General features: G+C 65.8%; 15 protein-coding genes. 8 read left to right on the top strand and 7 right to left on the bottom strand.

From position 1 onward, the window contains the following. Positions 1-75 precede the first annotated feature (75 nt). Together E7811_RS11640 and E7811_RS11635 are read left to right on the top strand one after the other, a co-directional pair. Complete coding sequence (locus E7811_RS11640; RefSeq protein ID WP_136395198.1) at positions 76-1,455, top strand: cytochrome ubiquinol oxidase subunit I; 1,380 nt, start codon at positions 76-78, stop codon at positions 1,453-1,455. A gap of 4 nt (positions 1,456-1,459) precedes the next feature. Next, the gene (locus E7811_RS11635; RefSeq protein ID WP_136394834.1) at positions 1,460-2,464 is read left to right on the top strand and encodes a cytochrome d ubiquinol oxidase subunit II; all 1,005 of its coding nucleotides are present in this window, start codon (positions 1,460-1,462) and stop codon (positions 2,462-2,464) included. 35 nt (positions 2,465-2,499) lie between these two features. Here the strand turns inward: E7811_RS11635 and E7811_RS11630 are convergent, their stop codons facing one another. From E7811_RS11630 to argE, 3 genes are all read right to left on the bottom strand, one after another. Further along, the gene (locus tag E7811_RS11630) at positions 2,500-3,666 is read right to left on the bottom strand and encodes a M20 aminoacylase family protein (protein ID WP_136395197.1); all 1,167 of its coding nucleotides are present in this window, start codon (positions 3,664-3,666) and stop codon (positions 2,500-2,502) included. A gap of 93 nt (positions 3,667-3,759) precedes the next feature. Continuing rightward, a complete protein-coding gene (locus E7811_RS11625) occupies positions 3,760-5,103 on the bottom strand; it encodes an NAD(P)/FAD-dependent oxidoreductase (RefSeq protein WP_211092118.1) in 1,344 nt (447 codons plus the stop codon). Then, positions 5,103-6,266, bottom strand: a complete 1,164-nt coding sequence (gene argE, locus E7811_RS11620; RefSeq protein ID WP_136394832.1) for an acetylornithine deacetylase — start codon at positions 6,264-6,266, stop codon at positions 5,103-5,105. The genes E7811_RS11625 and argE overlap by 1 nt, the downstream gene beginning before the upstream one ends. 254 nt (positions 6,267-6,520) lie before the next feature. Between argE and E7811_RS11615 the strand changes: the two genes are divergently transcribed. The 6 genes from E7811_RS11615 (at position 6,521) to E7811_RS11590 (ending at position 13,564) form a co-directional block, all read left to right on the top strand. Next, a complete protein-coding gene (locus tag E7811_RS11615; protein ID WP_136394831.1) occupies positions 6,521-7,531 on the top strand; it encodes an ABC transporter ATP-binding protein in 1,011 nt (336 codons plus the stop codon). Continuing rightward, positions 7,524-8,594, top strand: a complete 1,071-nt coding sequence (locus tag E7811_RS11610) for an ABC transporter ATP-binding protein (RefSeq protein WP_136394830.1) — start codon at positions 7,524-7,526, stop codon at positions 8,592-8,594. Before E7811_RS11615 ends, E7811_RS11610 begins: the two co-directional genes overlap by 8 nt. Next, complete coding sequence (locus tag E7811_RS11605) at positions 8,591-10,294, top strand: peptide ABC transporter substrate-binding protein (RefSeq protein WP_136394829.1); 1,704 nt, start codon at positions 8,591-8,593, stop codon at positions 10,292-10,294. Before E7811_RS11610 ends, E7811_RS11605 begins: the two co-directional genes overlap by 4 nt. A gap of 99 nt (positions 10,295-10,393) precedes the next feature. Beyond that, complete coding sequence (locus E7811_RS11600; protein ID WP_136394828.1) at positions 10,394-11,401, top strand: ABC transporter permease; 1,008 nt, start codon at positions 10,394-10,396, stop codon at positions 11,399-11,401. Beyond that, entirely contained in the window at positions 11,394-12,311 is a 918-nt protein-coding gene (locus E7811_RS11595) for an ABC transporter permease (protein WP_136394827.1), read from the top strand. The genes E7811_RS11600 and E7811_RS11595 overlap by 8 nt, the downstream gene beginning before the upstream one ends. A 209-nt stretch (positions 12,312-12,520) precedes the next feature. Continuing rightward, complete coding sequence (locus tag E7811_RS11590; protein WP_136394826.1) at positions 12,521-13,564, top strand: YeeE/YedE thiosulfate transporter family protein; 1,044 nt, start codon at positions 12,521-12,523, stop codon at positions 13,562-13,564. Here E7811_RS11590 and E7811_RS11585 read toward each other — a convergent pair. The 4 genes from E7811_RS11585 to E7811_RS11570 form a co-directional block, all read right to left on the bottom strand. Continuing rightward, a complete protein-coding gene (locus tag E7811_RS11585; protein ID WP_136394825.1) occupies positions 13,512-14,795 on the bottom strand; it encodes a DUF3422 family protein in 1,284 nt (427 codons plus the stop codon). The genes E7811_RS11590 and E7811_RS11585 overlap by 53 nt on opposite strands. A gap of 220 nt (positions 14,796-15,015) precedes the next feature. Further along, positions 15,016-16,461, bottom strand: a complete 1,446-nt coding sequence (locus E7811_RS11580; RefSeq protein ID WP_136394824.1) for an NAD(P)(+) transhydrogenase (Re/Si-specific) subunit beta — start codon at positions 16,459-16,461, stop codon at positions 15,016-15,018. A 13-nt stretch (positions 16,462-16,474) separates the two neighbouring features. After that, positions 16,475-18,046: a Re/Si-specific NAD(P)(+) transhydrogenase subunit alpha gene (locus E7811_RS11575; protein ID WP_136394823.1), complete on the bottom strand. Its 1,572-nt coding sequence runs from the start codon at positions 18,044-18,046 to the stop codon at positions 16,475-16,477. A 146-nt stretch (positions 18,047-18,192) separates the two neighbouring features. Further along, positions 18,193-18,636 carry a methyltransferase family protein gene (locus E7811_RS11570; protein ID WP_136394822.1) on the bottom strand — a complete coding sequence of 148 codons (444 nt, stop codon included), beginning with the start codon at positions 18,634-18,636 and terminating at the stop codon, positions 18,193-18,195. Positions 18,637-18,715 lie beyond the last annotated feature (79 nt).

Below are 18,715 nucleotides of genomic sequence, written 5' to 3'. Positions count from 1 at the left end.
CCGTGGCGGCTGGTCGCACCCGGCTTAAACCCGCGCCATCCGCCCTAAATCAAGCACCGAAGGAAAAGGTGCATGATGGATACATTTTTACTCTCCCGCATCCAGTTCGCGGCCAACATCAGCTTTCACATCCTGTTCCCGACGATCACCATCGCCCTGGGTTGGGTGCTTCTGTTCTTCCGCTGGCGCTTTGCGCGCACGGGCGACGGGGTCTGGATGGATGCCTACATGTTCTGGGTCAAGGTCTTTGCCCTGACCTTCGCGCTTGGCGTGGTGTCGGGCATCACCATGTCGTTCCAGTTCGGCACCAACTGGCCGGGCTTCATGGAGGCCGTGGGCAATGTCGCCGGTCCCTTGCTTGCCTACGAGATCCTGACCGCCTTCTTCCTTGAGGCGGTGTTCCTGGGCATCATGCTGTTCGGCGCGCGGCGCGTGCCGGGCTGGCTGCACGTCACGGCAACCGCGCTTGTGGCCATCGGCACCACGATGAGCGCGTTCTGGATCCTTGTCCTGAACAGCTGGATGCACACGCCGCAGGGGTTCGAACTGCGCGACGGCGTCGTGCATGCGACCGACTGGTGGGCGATCATCTTCAACCCTTCAATGCCTTACCGGCTGGGCCATGTGCTGCTGGCCTCGGGGTTGACGGTGGCCTTCCTGATCGCGGGCGTGGCGGCCTTCCGCCGCCTGATCGGCGACCGGCAGGCGGGCAGCGCGCTGCAATTGCGCCTTGGCCTGACGCTGGGGGCCGTCCTGATCCCGCTGCAGATCCTGATGGGCGACCTGCACGGGCTGAACACGCTGGAACACCAGCCCGCCAAGGTGGCCGCGATGGAAGGCAACTGGGAAACCGGGCCGAACGTGCCGCTGCTGCTGTTTGCCCTGCCGGATGAAGAGGCGCGGACCAACCGCGCGGAACTGGCCATCCCGAACGGCGCGAGCCTGATCCTAAAGCACGATCCCGATGGCGTGGTGCCGGGCCTGAACGATTACCTGGCCGAGGACGGAACGCCCCTGCACCCGCCGGTGGCGCCGGTCTTCTGGGCCTTCCGGGTGATGGTGGGCCTGGGCATGGCGATGCTGGTGCTGTCCTGGGCAGGGGTCTGGCTGATCCGGCGGCGCGGCGGGGCGGATGCCCTGCCCCGGCCCCTCTTGTGGGCCACGGCGACGATGACCTTTTCGGGCTGGGGCGCGACGCTTGCAGGCTGGTATGTGACCGAGATCGGCCGCCAGCCCTGGCTTGTCACCGGCGTCCTGACGACCGAGGCCGCGGTGGCCGATGTGCCCCCGGCGATGGTCCTGTCGACGCTCGTGGCCTACCTTGCCGTCTATTCCGTCCTGCTGGCGGCCTATGTCGGCGTCCTGATCCACCTTGCGCGCAAGGCCACGGCCGGCGATCCGTCTTTGCAGGCGGTTCCGCCCTCGGGGCTCGCCCGCGCCGTGCCTGCGGAGTAGGCCGATGATCCCGCTTGATGCAACCACCCTGCCCGTGATCTTCGCCGCCCTGATGGGGGCCGCGATCCTGCTGTACGTCATCCTCGACGGGTTCGACCTTGGCGTGGGGCTTCTGTTGCCGCTGGCGACGCCCGACGAACGGGACCGCATGATCGGCTCGATCGGGCCGTTCTGGGATGCGAACGAAACCTGGCTGGTCCTGGCAGTGGGGCTGTTGCTGGTGGCCTTTCCGGCGGCCCATGGCGCGATCCTGACCGCACTTTACCTTCCGGTCGCGGTCATGCTGGTGGGCCTCATCCTGCGCGGCGTGGCCTTTGAATTCCGCGCCAAGGCACCGGTCGCACAAAAGCCGATCTGGGACCGCACCTTCTTTGCCGGAAGCCTGATGACGGCCATGTCGCAGGGCTTCATGCTGGGGCTATACATCATGGGCCTTGATTGGACGCCGGGCAATCTGGCCTTCGCGCTGCTGACGGCGGCGGCGCTGACGGTGGGCTACAGCTTCATCGGGGCGACATGGATCATCCTGAAGGCCGAAGGCGCGTTGCAGCGCAAGGCGGTGGACTGGGCGCGCGGCGGCATCTGGGGGATGATCCTGGGCCTTGGCGCGGTGTCAGTGGCAACGCCGCTGGTCAGCGACCGCATCTTCGCGCGCTGGTTCACCTTTCCCGAGGCGCTGCTGCTGGCCCCGCTGCCGGCGATGTCGCTACTGCTGATCGGGCTTCTGTGGGTGGCGCTGCGCCACCTGCCCACGCGCGGCGACCAGTTCGCCTGGTTTCCTTTCGCTGCCGCGTCGACCCTGATGACCCTGGGATTCGCGGGCATGGCCTACAGCTTTTACCCCTATGTCGTGCCGGAACGGCTGACGATCTACGAGGCGGCCGCCAGCCCCGAAAGCCTGACCATCATCCTGATCGGCACGGCCTTCGTCCTGCCGGTGATCCTGGCCTATACGGTGCTGGCCTATGTCATCTTCCGCGGCAAGGCGACCGTGCTGCGCTATGACTGAAAAAGGAAGGGGGGCGCATGGCCCCCCTTTCGCGGTCAGGCCGCAGGCATCCGCGTTTCCACCATCCCCGCATACCAGCTGGACCCGAAGGGAATCGCGTTGTCGTCGAAGTTGTAGGCAGGGTGATGCACCATCGCCGTGTCCCCGTTGCCGAGGAAGATGTAGGCGCCGGGACGTTCGTTCAGCATGAAGCTGAAATCCTCGGCCCCCATCAGGGGCGCGGTGTCGGTATCGACCCGGCCAGAGACCTCCGCCGCCACCCTCGCCGCGAATTCGGTGTTTTCGGGCGTGTTGACGGTGACGGGATAGCCGCGCTGATAGGCGACTTCGCCCTTCGCGCCCAAGGCCGCCGCCGTGCCCTCGACGATCTCGGAAATCCGGCGCTCGACGAAATCCTGAACGGCCGGGTCCATGGTCCGCACGGTGCCCTTCATCTTGACGACCTGCGGGATGACATTGTGCGCCGGGCTGTCGGTTTCCACCGTGCAGACCGAAACAACGACCTGTTTCAGCGGATCGACCCCGCGCGAGGCGATGGTCTGCAGCGCAAGGATCACGTGCGCCGACACGACCGTGGTGTCGATGCATTCATGCGGCTTCGCGGCATGGCCACCCTTGCCGGTCAGCGTGATTTCAAACTGGTCGGCCGCCGCCATCATCGCGCCGGGGCGGATCGCGAAATGGCCAACCGGGATGCCGGGCATGTTGTGCATCCCGTAAACCTCCTGGATGCCCCAGCGGTCCATCATGCCATCGGCGCACATTTCGCGCCCGCCGCCGCCGCCCTCTTCGGCGGGCTGGAAGATCAGCACAGCCTTGCCGTCGAAGTTACGGGTTTCGCACAGGTATTTGGCCGCGCCCAGAAGCATCGTCGTATGCCCGTCATGGCCGCAGGCATGCATCTTGCCCGGCGTTTTCGAGGCGTAGTCAAGGCCGGTCTGTTCCTTGATCGGCAGCGCGTCCATGTCGGCGCGCAGGCCGATCACCCGGCCCGCCGTGTCGGTCTTGCCGTTAATCACCCCCACCACGCCGGTGCGGCCGATGCCCTCGACCACCTCATCGCAGCCGTAATCGCGCAACAGCTGTGCGACCCGTCCGGCAGTGCGGTGAACGTCGAACAGAAGCTCGGGGTGTTCGTGGAAATCGCGTCGGATCGCGGTCAGTTCCGGCAGCAATTCGGCGAAACGGTTCTTGACGGGCATCGTCATCCTCTCCTGATGGGTTCGGGCGCCCTTCGGATGTCCGGGGCGCCGGCATGGCGAAAGCCTGCGCCAATCGCCCGGCGCCTGCAAGGGTCAGAGCGACGGGCCGGGGGCGATTTTTGACCCGTCGGTAAAGCGCGACAGGCGAAAGCGGCTGATGTCATGTCCGATGGCCTGCCCCGCCACCAGATCGGCCACGACGCGCCCCATGCCGGGGCCGATGCCGAAACCGTGACCGCTCATCCCCGTTGCGATGACAAGACCGGGGATCGCCGAGGCGCGGTCGATCACCGGCACGACATCGGGCATCGTGTCGATCATCCCCGCCCAGGCCGCCCGCAGCTTCGGCCGTCCAAGCGCGGGGAAGGCGCGGGCGAAGGCCTCTTGCACGCGGCCAAGGGTGGCCATGTTCGGGCGCGGGTTCAGAACGCGGATCGCCTCGAACGGTCCCGGACGGTCCGCCGACCAGCGGCGCGCCGTGCCCCAGGCGTCGGGATAGTGGCGCGGGGCCATCGGGCGAAAATGGGTGGAACGGAAATCTTTTTTAAGCACAGGCAGATAGGCGGCGAAGTTGCGAAAGGCATCCGGCCCGATGAAAAAGTCATGTTCGGCCCCGGGCGCAAGGGAATAGCCGCCATCCTCGCGCCGCCGGAACGCAAATTCGCTGTCGGCCGCATTGCCGGGAAAGACCTCGGGCATAGGTTCGGTCGCCGCGACCGAGGCCAGGACCGAAAGCTGCGGGATCGCCACGCCATGCGCGCGCAGGAACAGGGACGACCACGCGCCGCCGGCCACCACCACCTGATCGCAGGCGATCCGACCCTGTTCGGTGATGACGCCCGCGACCTTGCCCGCCGCCAGATCCAGCGCGCGCACCGCGCAGTTCTCGACGATGACCGCGCCCCGCCGCAGCGCCCCTTGGGCCAGCATCGGCACGGCGGCCCAGGGTTCGGCCCGCCCGTCCGAGGGCGTGAAGAGCGCGCCGACCCATCCGCCCTGCGCCCCCTTCAGACGCGCGCCGACCTCGCCCGCCGTCATCATGTGCGTGTCCAGCCCATGACCCTGCGCCTTGGCCAGCCAATCCTCGTATTCGGCCATCTCGGCCCCGGTCCGGGCCAGATACATCACCCCGCCCTGCCGGTATCCAAGCCCCTCGCCGAATTCCTGGGACAGCGATTTCCACTGCCGGACGGATTCGACCATGATCGGCAGTTCGTCCAGGTCGCGGCCCTGCTGGCGCACCCAGCCCCAGTTCCGGCTGGATTGTTCGCCCGCCACCCGGCCCTTTTCGCACAGCGTGACCTTCAGCCCGCGTTCGGCCAGATGCCAGGCGGTCATCACCCCGATCACGCCGCCGCCGATCACCACCACGTCACAGGCGGCGGGCGGCGGGCCGGGATGGCGGACGGGCGTCGCCTCGGAAATCGGGAAGGCCATCATGCCGCAAGTTCCCGCACCAGCCCCTGCATGAACCGCCAGCCCGCCTCGAACTGCGCGACCTCAAGGTATTCGTCGGGCTGATGCGCCTGCGCGATGTCGCCGGGACCGCAGACCACGGTGGAATAGCCTTCGGCCTGGAACTGCCCGGCTTCGGTGCCGTAACTGACGACCGAGGTGCCGTTGTCCCCCGTCAGGCGGCGCACCAGCGCCTCGGCGGCGCCGTCCTGTTCGGGTTCAAGGGCCGGCACGTCGAAGAACCGCTCCATGTGAAAGCCCGCCTCGGGGCGGATCGCCTTCATGGCCGCCGTCAGTTCGGCGGCCTTTGCCTCGATCCGGTCGTTCCAGTCGGCGACGAATTCCCCTGGCACGACACGGCTTTCCATGACGAAACTGCAATCGGCGGCGGTGATGTTATGGGCGGTGCCGCCCTGGATCATGCCGGAATGAAGCGTGGTGAAGGGCGGGCGGAACATGGCCGCGACGGGCGTCGGATCCTTGGCCTGGCTGGCCGCGTTCTGTTCGGTGAGCCAGGTGATGAACTTCGCCGCCTCCATGATCGCGCTGACCCCTTCGGGCAGAAGCGAGGAATGGACCTCGAACCCTTTCACATGCACGCGGTAGCCCGACCCGCCCTTGTGGCCGTTGACCATCCGCATCATCGACGGCTCCCCCACGACCACGGCCGACGCCTTCGGCAGGGTCCGGGCCATTTCGGCGATCATCGGCGGCGCGCCCGTGCAGCCGACTTCCTCGTCATAGGAAATCGCGATCTGCAAGGGCCGCTTGACCCCCGCCCGCAAGGCCAGCGGCACGGCAGCGAGAGACAGCGCCAGGAAGCCCTTCATGTCGCAGGTCCCGCGCCCGTAAAGCCGCCCGTCCCGTTCGGTCACGGTCCAGGGGTCTGTGGTCCAGTCCTGCCCGTCCACGGGGACCACATCGGAATGGCCCGACAGAATCACGCCGCCCTCGACCATCGGGCCCACGTTGGCATAAAGCGCGGCCTTCTGGCGGTCTTCGTGCCAGACCCGGTGCGATGTCACCCCGAACCCCGCCAGATAGGTTTCCACCCAGTCGATCAACGGCAGATTGCTGTCGCGGCTGACCGTGGGGAAGGCCACCAGGCGATCAAGGATCTGGCGGGGGGAAAGGTCTTCGGGCATGGAATCCGTCCTGTTGCAGTGCCGGAACCACGGTGGCCCGACGGCGCAAAGGCTGCTTCTTCCGGCTGGTCAATGTCAATATTGGGCAGATCGCCGGGCCGGGCCGACACATTGCCAGCCTGACGCTGCGGAATGTGCCCCCACTTCGGTGTTGCGATAGGCCGAAAAATGTCTAACACTCGGGCAAACAACCGGCTGGGCAACGACCCGTGACGGATAAAAACCAATAATAATAAAGACATGGGGAGAAACCAATGCCCGATGGGGCGGATGCCGTCCTTGACGTCAAGGGGCTCAAGACCGTCTTCCGCACACGTGGCGGAGAGGTCCATGCGGTCAATTCGGTCAGCTTCCACCTGCGCCCGGGCGAGTTGCTGGGCGTTGTTGGCGAAAGCGGGTCGGGCAAGTCGGTTACCATGATGTCGCTGATCGGGCTTCTGCCCTCGCCGCCTGCCGATGTGCGGGCGGGTGAGGTTCTGCTGAAGGGCGTCGACATCCTGAAATCCACGCCGGAAGAACTGCGCGCCATCCGGGGCGCCCGGATCGGCTTTGTCTTTCAGGACCCGATGACCAGCCTCAACCCGGTCTTCACGGTCGGCAACCAGATCATGGAGCCGCTGAAGCGCCACATGGGGCTGAAGGGCAAGGCCGCCGAGGATCGCGCGACCGAACTGCTGGAACTCGTCGGCATCCCGGATGCGCGCAAGCGACTGAAATCCTATCCGCACCAGTTTTCCGGCGGCATGCGGCAACGCGTGATGATCGCCATCGCGCTGGCCTGCGACCCCGAGGTGCTGATCGCCGACGAACCCACCACCGCGCTTGACGTGACGATCCAGGCGCAGATCCTTGAACTGGTTCACGAATTGCGCCGCAAGCTTGGCATGGCGATCATCTGGATCACCCATGACCTTGGCGTGATCGCCGAAATCGCCGACAGGGTGATGGTGATGTATGGCGGCCAGATCGTCGAACAGGCGCCCGTGCGCGAACTGTTCGGCAACCCGCACCACCCCTATACCCGCGCGCTGCTGAAGACGATTCCCAAGCTGGGCGACGAACGCGACGAACGGTTGCAGATCATCGAGGGCCAGCCGCCGATCCTGACGGCCGAACCCTCCGCCTGCCCGTTCCGCGCCCGCTGCGCCCATGCTTTTGACCGATGCGAACGGGAAAACCCGCTGCGCCGCCCGATCGACGGCCAGCCCCTTGGGCGCGGACATGACGTGGCCTGCCACTGGAACCCGGAGGGCGCGGATGCGTGACGACACCACCCCCGGCCCCGCCACGAAGGGCAAGCCGCTTGTGCAGGTCGAGGGGCTGAAGATGTATTTCCCCGTCTTCACGGGTCTTTTCCGGCGCCACACCGGCGACGTGAAGGCGGTCGATGACGTGTCCTTCACCCTGATGGAAGGCGAAACCCTGGGCCTCGTGGGGGAATCGGGCTGCGGCAAGTCCACCGTGGGGCGCGCGCTGCTCAGGCTTTACGAACCCACCGCCGGCAAGGTCGTGATCGACGGTGTCGATGTGGCCCATCTGGATGCCGAGGCGCTTCGCCGGAAGCGGCCGACGATGCAGATGGTGTTCCAGGACCCGCAGGCGAGCCTGAACCCCCGGATGACGCTGGCCGACATCATCGGCGAGCCGTTGAACGAACACACCAACTGGAACGCCGACAAGAAGCTGGCCCGCATCTACGAACTGATGGATGCGGTCGGGCTCAACCGCCGCTTCGCCAACCGCTATCCGCACGAATTCTCGGGCGGGCAGCGGCAGCGGATCGGGATCGCCCGCGCGCTGGCGTTGAACCCCAAGTTCATCGTCTGCGACGAACCGATCGCGGCGCTTGACGTGTCGATCCAGGCGCAGGTCGTCAACCTGCTGGAGGACCTTCAGGAAAAGTTCGGCCTGACCTACCTGTTCATCAGCCACGACCTGTCGATGGTCAAGCACATCGCTGACCGGGTCGCCGTGATGTACCTGGGCCGGATCGCCGAACTTTCCCCGCGCGATGCGCTTTATGCGCGGCCCCTGCACCCCTATGCCGAGGCGCTTCTGTCCGCCGTGCCGGAACCCGATCCCAGCCGGGCGGCCCGGAAAGAGCGGATCATCCTCAAGGGCGACGTGCCCTCGCCCGCCAACCCGCCGAAGGGTTGCAACTTCTGCACGCGCTGCCCCAAGGTCTTTGATCGCTGCCGGGTGGAAAAGCCCGTGCTGCGCGAGGTCGAACCGGGCCGCCACGTCGCCTGCCACCTGTATTCCGAGAGCGCCGGGCCAACCGGACAATCCGAGGCCAAAGAGCACAACCAACAAGGAGTGATGCAATGAAGATGAGAACAGCCCTTCTGGGCGCCGCATGCGCGTTTGCCTTCGCGCCCGCGGCAATGGCCGAGCGCGGCGCCGACGGCAACGTCAAGGTGCTGTATTCGCAGGCCGTTTCGATCATGAACGCCTATCTGTCCTCGGGCACCAAGGACGTGGAAGTCGGCTCGCTGGTTCTGGAACCGCTCGCGGGCTTCGACCAGGACGGCAACGTCTTCCCGCGTCTGGCCGATGGCCTGCCGTCGGTCGAGAACGGGCAGATCGCCGAGGACTACACCTCGATCACCTGGAAGCTGAAGCCGGGCATCCTGTGGTCGGACGGCACCCCCTTCACCGCCGATGACGTGGTCTTCACCGCCGAATACTGCATGCATCCCGAAGGCGGCTGCGCGCAGGCCGCGCGTTACGAGGGCGTCGCCTCGGTCGAGAAGATCGACGACCTGACCGTGAAGGTCAATTTCAGCGCGCCGAAGTACAACCCATTCACCGCCTTCGTGGGCGCGACCTCGCCGGTCCTGCAGAAGGCGCAGTTCGCCAACTGCCTGGGCGCGGCCGCCCCGACCTGCACCGAGGCCAACACCAAGCCGCACGGCACCGGCCCCTTCCGCGTCACCGACTTCAAGGTCAATGACGTGGTCGAACTGGAAGCCAACCCGAACTACCGCGATCCGGCCAAGCCGGCCTTCGCCACGATGACGGTCAAGGGCGGCGGCGACGCGGCCGGTGCGGCGCGCGCTGTCATGGAAACGGGCGAATTCGATTATGCCTGGAACACCCAGATCAACCCAGAGCTTCAGGCCCAGATGAAGGCCGGCGGCAAGGGCACTTTCGTTTCCGCCTTCGGCACGCTGGTCGAACGGATCGAGATGAACATGACCGATCCCTCGCCCGACCTGCCGGAAGGCGAGCGTTCGACCGCCAAGCATCCGCATCCGTTCCTGTCGGACATGCGCGTTCGCAAGGCGCTGTCGATGGCGATCGACCGTAACCTCCTGGTCGAAGTGGGTTACGGCGAAGCCGGCCGCGCGACCTGCAACCTGGTGCCCGCGCCGGCGATCTATGCCAGCGACAACACCGACTGCCTGACCCAGGACATGGAAGGCGCCAAGGCGCTGCTGGAAGAAGCCGGCTGGACCGACAGCGACGGCGACGGCGTGCGCGACAAGGACGGCAAGAAACTGTCGATCCTCTATCAGACCTCAGTCAACCCGGTGCGTCAGGACTTCCAGGCGCTGATCAAGGGCTGGTGGAACGAACTGGGCGTCGAGGTCGAACTGAAGTCGATCGACGCGGGCGTCTACTTCGGCGGGGATCCGGGTTCGCCCGACACCTTCCAGAAGTTCTATGCCGACGTCGAGATGTACGCCAACAACTTCGACGGCACCGACCCGGAACCCTATGTCGCGCAGTACACCTGCGAAAAGGCTCCGCGTCCGGAAACCCAGTGGCAGGGCGAGAACATCAACCGCTTCTGTGATCCGGCCTATGACGCGCTCGTCGGCGACCTGCTGAAGACCCGCGAGACCGAAAAGCGGGCCGAGATCATCAAGAAGCTGAACGACATGCTGACCAAGGAAAGCTATACCGTCGTGCCCCTGGTGGACCGTGGCCGCCTGTCGGCCCATTCCAACACTCTGGGCGGGATCGTCCTGAACGTGTGGGACAGCGAACTGTGGAACGCTTCCGACTGGTATCGCATCAAGTAAGCTGACACATCGGGGCGCCCCGGACGGAGTTCATCACGAACTCCGGGGGCGCCCCTCCTTTCCCGGTGACCCCAAGACCGTTGAACCGAGGCATCGCCCATGCTCACCTACACGATCCGTCGGCTGCTGCTGGCCATCCCGACGCTTCTGTTCATCAGTCTCGTGATCTTCCTTCTGGTCGATCTGGCCCCCGGCTCGCCAGCCAGCCAGATCCCGCTGACGGTGCCGCCCGAAGTCAGGATGAAGATCCTTGAATCGATGGGCGTGAACGAACCCGTCCATGTCCGTTACCTGCTGTGGCTGAAGCAGTTCTTCGTCGTCGAACCGCTGGTGCTGATCGATTCCACCTTCGGCACGGCCTTCGCCGAGGGCCAGCAGCGCATCCTGTCCTGGCAGTCGCGCAGCCCGGTCTTCGATATCATCGTCGAACGCATGCCCCAGACCCTGACGGTGATCGGCTCGGCCTATGTGCTGGGGGTGCTGATCGCGCTGCCGATCGGCATCTATTCGGCCTATCGCCAGTATTCCTGGTTCGACCAGCTGGGCACCTTCATCGCCATGATCGGCTTTTCGGTGCCGACCTTCTTCACCGGCCTTGTGCTGATCCTGATCTTCGCGGTCGAACTGCAATGGTTCCCGTCGATCTATGACACCTCGCTGAAGGTCACCGACTGGGACAGCTTCCTGGCGCAGGTGCGGCAGATGGCCATGCCGGTCATGGTGCTGGCGCTCTACAACGCCGCCACGATCAGCCGCTACATGCGGTCCTCGATGCTGGAGAACCTTGGCCAGGACTATGTCCGCACCGCCCGCGCCAAGGGCATGTCGGAACGCGTGGTCGTGCTGAAACACGTGCTGCGCAACTCGATGATCCCGGTGATCACGGTGATCGCGCTTGGGATTCCCACCATCTTCGGCGGCGCCATCATCACCGAACAGGTGTTCCGGGTGAACGGCCTTGGCGCGCTTCTGATCGGCGCCATCCAGGGATCGGACCTGCCGATGGTGCAGACGTTGACCTTCATCTTCGCCGTGCTGATCGTGCTCTTCAACCTGATCGCCGACATCCTGTACGGCATTCTTGACCCGAGGATCCGCTATGACTGATCTGGCGATCGAAAAACCCCGCAGCCAGTGGGCCGATGTCTGGGCGCAGTTCCGCAGCCACAAGGGCGCGCTGATCGGGCTGGCGGTCTTTGTCTCGCTGATCCTGTTCGTCTTTGTCGGGCCGCTCATCTGGACGAAGGACCCCACCTTCATCAACCCGAACGCGGCCGAGATGATCAAGACCCGGAACAAGCCGCCGAGCCTGCAGTTTCCCCTGGGCACCGATCAGCTGGGCCGCGACATGCTGGCCCGGATGATGAAGGGCGGGCAGGTGTCGATCTCGGTCGGGCTGGTGGCGATGCTGATTTCGATCACGCTCGGCACGACCGTGGGCGTGATGGCGGGCTATTTCAAGCGGCTGGACGGGCCGCTGATGCGCCTGACCGACCTGTTCCTGGCCCTGCCCCTGCTGCCCTTGCTTCTGGTCATGGTGATGCTGTTCCGCGATCCGCTGTCGCGCAGCCTCGGCCCCGAGACGGGGACATTCCTGCTGATCGTCTTCGCGATCGGCGTCACCAGCTGGATGCAGGCCGCGCGGATCGTGCGGGGCGAGGTGCTGGCGCTGAAGGAACGCGAATTCGTGCTGGCAGCGCGGTCGATCGGCACGCCCTCGCGCCGGATGATCCTGCGGCACATCCTGCCCAACGTGATGTCACCGATCATGGTGGCGGCGACGCTTGGCATCGCCAGCGCGATCATCACCGAATCCGCGCTGTCCTTCCTTGGCCTCGGCTTTCCGCCGGACTTTCCGACCTGGGGGCGGCTGTTGTTCGACGGGGTGGAATACATCCAGCAATACCCCGCGCGCGTGATCTGGCCGGGCATCGCGATCTCGCTCACGGTGCTGTCGGTCAACTATGTGGGCGACGGGTTGCGCGACGCGCTTGACCCGCGCATCCGCGGCCGCTGAGGCGAAATAAGGACGGGCGTCCCGCCACCGGCGAGGCGCCGCGAATATTGCACCAGGCACGGGGGCAAGGGCGGGCGGATGTGCCTGCCCTTCGCGTTTTCCGGAACAATGTTCCACATTCCCGACCCGCGTGGCCACGCAGAAGGCTTGCCAATCCGGTTTTCCGCACGCAGATGGACGGAAATTCCACTTTGCAACGGAGCCGCGCCATGTATGAAGCGCTCGGTCTGTCCATCCCGCCGCAGGCGGCCAGCCTCTGGCTGGGCCTTGCCCTTGGCCTGGCCTTCGGGGCGCTGGCCGAGGTCAGCCGGTTCTGCCTGCGCCGGGCGGTGGCGGGCGAGGCGGGCGAACGGGCGCCTGCCGCCGCGCAATGGATGGTCGCGCTGGCCGTCGCCATCGCAGGTACCGGGGCCGCGCAGGCCGCGGGGCTGATCGACCTGTCGGAACACCGGTTCCTCAGGGCCGACGTGCCGGTGGTTTCGATCCTCGTGGGCGGGCTGATGTTCGGCGCGGGCATGGTCCTTGCGCGCGGGTGCGCCGCCCGTCTGACGGTGCTTGCCGCCGGCGGCAATCTGCGCGCAGTCATGGTGATCGGCGGTCTTGCCATCGCCGCCCATGCGACGATGAAGGGCATCCTCGCGCCGCTGCGCGTGGCGCTGGAAGGTGTCACCCTGCCCCTGCCCGCACTGTCCGCCCTGCCCGGCCTCTGGGTGATCCTGCCCTTGGCGCTGGTTCTTTTCGCGCTGCGCCTGCGGCCCTCTGCGGGCGGACTGGCATCGGGCGCGGCGATCGGCCTTCTGGTGCCGCTCGCCTGGCTTGGCACCGGCCTGCTTCTGGCGGACGAATTCGACCCGATCCCGGTCGAGGCGCTGAGCTTCACCGCCCCGCTTGCCGACACGCTGTTCTGGATGATCGCCGCGACGGCGGTTTCACCCGCCTTCGGAACCGGGCTGGTCCTGGGCACCCTGATCGGCGCCGGAGTTGCCGCGGCCCTTGGCGGGCGGACGCGCCTGCAGGGCTTCGACAGCCCGCGCCAGACGCTGCGCTACGGGCTTGGCGCGGTTCTGATGGGGGTGGGCGGTGTCATGGCCGGGGGCTGCACCCTGGGCGCCGGGCTTTCCGGAGTGTCCACCCTTTCGACCGCCGCAGCACTTGCGTTGGCCGCGATCATCGCCGGGGCCTGGGCCACGACCCGCGCGCTCAGTGCATCTTCTGCCGGACGCGCCGCACCAGAAGCCATACCAGCAGAATGACCACCGGCGTGGCCAGCGCAGTCAGCGCGCCCTTGGACAGGCCCAAAACCTCGGCCAGGGGATAAAGCAGGTAGCCTGCAAGGCTCACCGCGTAATAGCTGATCGCCACGACCGAAAGCCCTTCGACCGTGTGTTGCAGCCGCAGTTGCAGATCCGCCCGGCGGTCCATGCTTTCCAGCAGTTTCTGGTTCTGCGCCGACCGGTCCACATCGACCCGCGTGCGCAGGAGTTCCGCCACCCGCGCGGCCCTTTCCCCCATCTGCGCCAGCCGTGCCTCGGCCGATTTCACGGTGCGCATGGCCGGGTCATAGCGGCGCATCATGAATTCGCCGAATGTCTGCCGGCCGTTGATGCGCAGCTCGCGCAAGACTTCGATCCGCTGGTTGACGATGGCCTCATAGGCCGCCGTCGCGCCGAAGCGGAACGAGAATTGCACCGCAAGGCTTTCCAGTTCGGCCGAGATGGTCAGCAGTTCGTGCAGCACCGCCTCGGCCGACCTTTCGGGCGCATCGAGGGCCGTCACAAGTGCCGAAAGGCGGGGGTCAAGCGCATTGAGCCGCCCTGTCAGGTGCCGCGCCCGCATCAGCCCCAGCATCGACATCGACCGGTAGGTTTCGATCTCGCACAGGCGCTGTACGATGCGGCCTACCCGCCGTTCGCCGGTTCCGGGGCGCACGAAGACGGCAAAGCGCATGTGGCCCGCCGGATCGATCCGGAAATCGCCCGCGACGATCGCCGCGCCATCGACGACCCGGCTGGCCGCCAGGCTTTCGGGCACGAACCATTCCTCAAGCTTGCGCAGGACCTCGGCTTCGTCTTCGGGCATCTCCTCGATCCGGATCAGCAGCGAACAGAGCCGCTTGCCCGGCGCGACACGGACCCAGTCGGCGGGAAAGACCTCGGCCTCGGCCGGATCGAAGGGGCGCGCGGAATTCCCGGCCCCGAAGGCCGAATAGGTCACGAATTCGGTGTGGCTTTCCCATTTCAGCTCGTACCGGCCCACGCGATCGGAAAAATGGGTGGCCTCGGGCTGCGGATGCCCCGCCCCGTTGCGATCAAGCAGGTCCAGCAGATGGGCGCGGTCCCGCCCCCGGTCGCGGTTCGCGGCATCCACCGGTTCCTTGAACGCCACATAGACCGCGTGCGACGGCACCTTCAGCGACGGGAAGGGCCGGGCGTGCAGTTCGTTCACAACCGCATAACGCTGGGGATGGTCGTTCATCTGGGGCATGGTCGCGGATTTCCGTTCGGCTGGCTTCTTGATGGGTCAGGCCCCCCGTCCTTTGAAGCGCAAAGCCCGGCATCCCAGGGTATGCAACAAAACTGTTGCAGCCTTGCACGATCAGCCGTCGTCCACGCCACCGCGAGGGCCTGAAACGGGGCGCCTGAAACGGGGGAACCCCGGCCTTGCGGTCCGGGGTTCCCGTCTTTTCTTCCGATTGCGCAGCCGATCAGTCGATCATCGGCAGCAGCGCGTCGATCGACTTCTTCGCGTCGCCATAGAACATCCGCGTGTTTTCCTTGTAGAACAGCGGGTTCTCGATGCCGGAATAGCCCGTGCCCTGGCCGCGCTTCGACACGAAGACCTGTTTCGCCTTCCAGCATTCCAGCACCGGCATCCCGGCGATGGGGCTGTTGGGGTCTTCCTGTGCGGCCGGGTTCACGATGTCGTTCGAGCCGATGACGATGGCCACGTCGGTTTCGGGGAAGTCCTCGTTGATCTCGTCCATCTCAAGCACGATGTCATAGGGCACCTTCGCCTCGGCCAGAAGCACGTTCATATGGCCCGGCAGACGGCCCGCCACCGGGTGGATGGCGAAACGCACGTTCTTGCCCTTGGCGCGCAGCTTGCGGGTCAGTTCGGAAACCGATTGCTGCGCCTGCGCCACGGCCATGCCATAGCCGGGGATGATGATGACACTGTCGGCATCGTTCAGCGCGGCGGCGACACCTTCGGCGTCGATCGCGATCTGTTCCCCCGTCACCTCCATCTGCGGCCCGCCCGTGTTGCCGAAGCCCCCGAGGATCACGCTGATGAAGCTGCGGTTCATCGCCTTGCACATGATGTAGGACAGGATCGCACCGGACGACCCCACCAGCGCGCCGACCACGATCAGAAGGTCATTGGACAGCGAGAAACCGATCGCTGCCGCGGCCCAGCCGGAATAGCTGTTCAGCATCGACACCACGACCGGCATGTCGGCGCCGCCGATCCCCATGATCAGGTGATAGCCGATGAAGAAGGCCGCCAGCGTCATCAGGATCAGCGTCCACGAACCCGCGCCCTGCATGTACATCACCAGCAGGACAACCGACAGGATCGCCGCGCCCGCGTTCAGCGCGTGGCCGCCCGGCAGTTTCTTAGCCTTGCCGTCCACCTTGCCCGCCAGCTTGCCATAGGCGATGACCGAACCGGTGAAGGTGACGGCACCAATGAAGACGCCCAGGAAGACCTCGATCTTCAGGATGCCGATCTCGGCCCCGGATTTTGCAGCGACCTTGGCGGCAAAGCCAGACAACGCCTGGATCGCATCGGCATCGCCCGCGGCCTGAAGGGCCGCGATGCGCACCATCTCGATTTCCGCGTTGAAGCCGATGAAGACGGCGGCAAGGCCGACGAGGCTGTGCATCGCCGCAACAAGCTGCGGCATCTCGGTCATCTGGACGCGGGTGGCGACGATCCAGCCGATGGCGCCGCCGGCGGCGATCAGCAGGACCGACAGCCACCAGTTGCCCAGGCCCGGGCCGATCAGCGTCGCCGCCACGGCAAGGGCCATGCCGACGATGCCATACCAGACGGCGCGCTTGGCGCTTTCTTGGCCCGAAAGGCCGCCCAGGGACAGGATGAACAGAACGCCCGCGACGACATAGGCGGCAGTGGTGAATCCGTATTCCATGACGCGCGCTCCCTTACGACTTCTGGAACATGGCGAGCATGCGCCGGGTGACCAGGAAGCCACCGAAGATGTTGATCCCGGCCATGAAGACCGACAGGGCGGCCAGGATGATGACCAGCCAGTTGCCCGAGCCGATCTGCATCAATGCCCCCAGGATGATGATCGACGAGATCGCGTTCGTGATCGCCATCAGCGGCGTGTGCAGGGAATGGCTGACGTTCCAGATCACCTGGAAGCCGACGAAACAGGCCAGAACGAAAACGATGAAATGCGCCATGAAGCTGGCCGGGGCGAAAAGGCCCGCCAGCAGCACCAGCGCCCCGCCCCCCGCCAGAAGCGCGACCTGATCGCGCGTCTGCTTCTTGAAGGCGGCCACTTCCTGTGCGCGACGCTCCTCGGGCGTGAGTTCCTTCGGCTTTTCCTTCGGCTTGGCGGCCGCGATGGCCTGCACCTTGGGCGGCGGCGGCGGGAAGGTGATCGCGCCCTGATGGGTCACGGTCGCGCCGCGGATCACGTCATCTTCCATGTTGTGGTCGATCACACCGTCCTTCTTAGGTGTAAGATCGGTCAGCATGTGCCTGATGTTCGTGGAATAAAGCGTGCTGGCCTGCGCCGCCATCCGGCTGGGGAAGTCGGTGTAGCCGACGATCGTCACGCCGTTGTCGGTGACGATCTTCTGATCGGGTACCGTCAGGTCGCAGTTGCCGCCGCGTTCGGCCGCAAGGTCGACGATGACCGAACCGGTCTTCATCATGCCCACCATATCCTCGGTCCACAGCTTCGGCGCGGGCCGGCCGGGGATCAGGGCGGTGGTGATGACGATGTCCATCTCGGGGGCCAGTTCGCGGAACTTGGCCAGCTGCTTTTCCCGGAACTCCGGCGACGAGGGCGCGGCATAGCCGCCGGTCGCGGCACCATCCTGGGTCTGCTCGAATTCAAGGAAGACGAACTCGGCGCCCATCGATTCGATCTGTTCGGCCACCTCGGGACGGACGTCGAAGGCATAGGTGATGGCGCCCAGGCTGACGCTCGTGCCGATGGCGGCAAGCCCGGCCACACCGGCGCCCACGACCAGGACCTTTGCGGGCGGGATCTTGCCCGCCGCCGTCACCTGCCCGGTGAAGAACCGGCCGAAGTTGTTCCCGGCTTCGATAACCGCGCGATAGCCAGCGATGTTGGCCATCGACGACAGCGCGTCCATCTTCTGCGCGCGGGAAATCCGCGGCACCATGTCCATAGCGACGACGGTCGCGCCGCGCGACTTGCACAGTTCAAGCAGCTTTTCGTTCTGCGCCGGCCAGAAGAACGAGATCAGCGTCTGCCCCTCGCGCAGCAGCTTGGCCTCTTTCTCTTCCGGGCCGCGCACCTTGACCACCACATCGGCGGCCTCGAACAGCGCCTTGGCGGTCTTGACCACCTCGACGCCAGCCGCCTGATAGGCCGCGTCGGAAAAGCCCGCCTTCGCGCCCGCGCCGGACTCGATCACGCAGGTATGGCCAAGTTTCTGCAACTGGGTGGCCGAATCCGGTGTCATGGCGACCCGGTTCTCGCCCTCGAAAATCTCTTTCGGTGCCCCGATCTTCACGTCTGTCTCCCCCGTGTCTGAGGCCGGGCCGGCGTGAAGCCGCCCCCGCGCTCCGGCGTTCGTCCCGCCCTGTTAACATCGCGCAAGAATATTTCAATTGCCTTTGCCGCCCTGCGGCAATTATGTCCCGATGTTAGCGCCAAAGGTCACAACCAGCGCCGGGTCCGGGCCGACCATCGGGCGTAATCCTGCGGAAAGGCGGCGCGCAACCGTGCCTCCTCACCAAGGATGAAGCGGTGCTGGATCACAAGGATCAAGAGCAGCACCAACATCGCCGCCAATGGCACGTCCCACCACAGGACCGCCCCCGCCAGCACAAGGACATCGCCCAGATAGATCGGGTTCCGGCTGAACCGGAACAGCCCGCCCGTGACCAGCGCCGAGGGATCGCGCCGCGGAATGAAGGTCGTCCGCGCCAGGACCATCTGCGCCGCCGCCCCCGCCATCAGGAAAAGCCCGACCGCGACCAGCACCGCACCGATCGTGCGGCCCGCGGGGCCGAACATCCCCCAGGGCAGCAGCTGATCCAGCGCCCAGGTCAGCGCCACAAAGCCGCCCGTCCAGACCGGCGGCCAATCCAGGAACTTCATCTTCCGTCCTCATCGTCGCCAAAGGCTGGCACATCTTGCCGCTGAGCCTGCGGGACGCAAGGGGCAGAACGGAAAAACC

It is taken from the genome of Aliigemmobacter aestuarii, assembly GCF_004799285.1.
Lineage (GTDB): Bacteria > Pseudomonadota > Alphaproteobacteria > Rhodobacterales > Rhodobacteraceae > Aliigemmobacter > Aliigemmobacter aestuarii.
The sequence above is the reverse complement of the archived record's forward strand: the minus strand, read 5'-3'. Positions and strand labels throughout refer to the sequence as shown.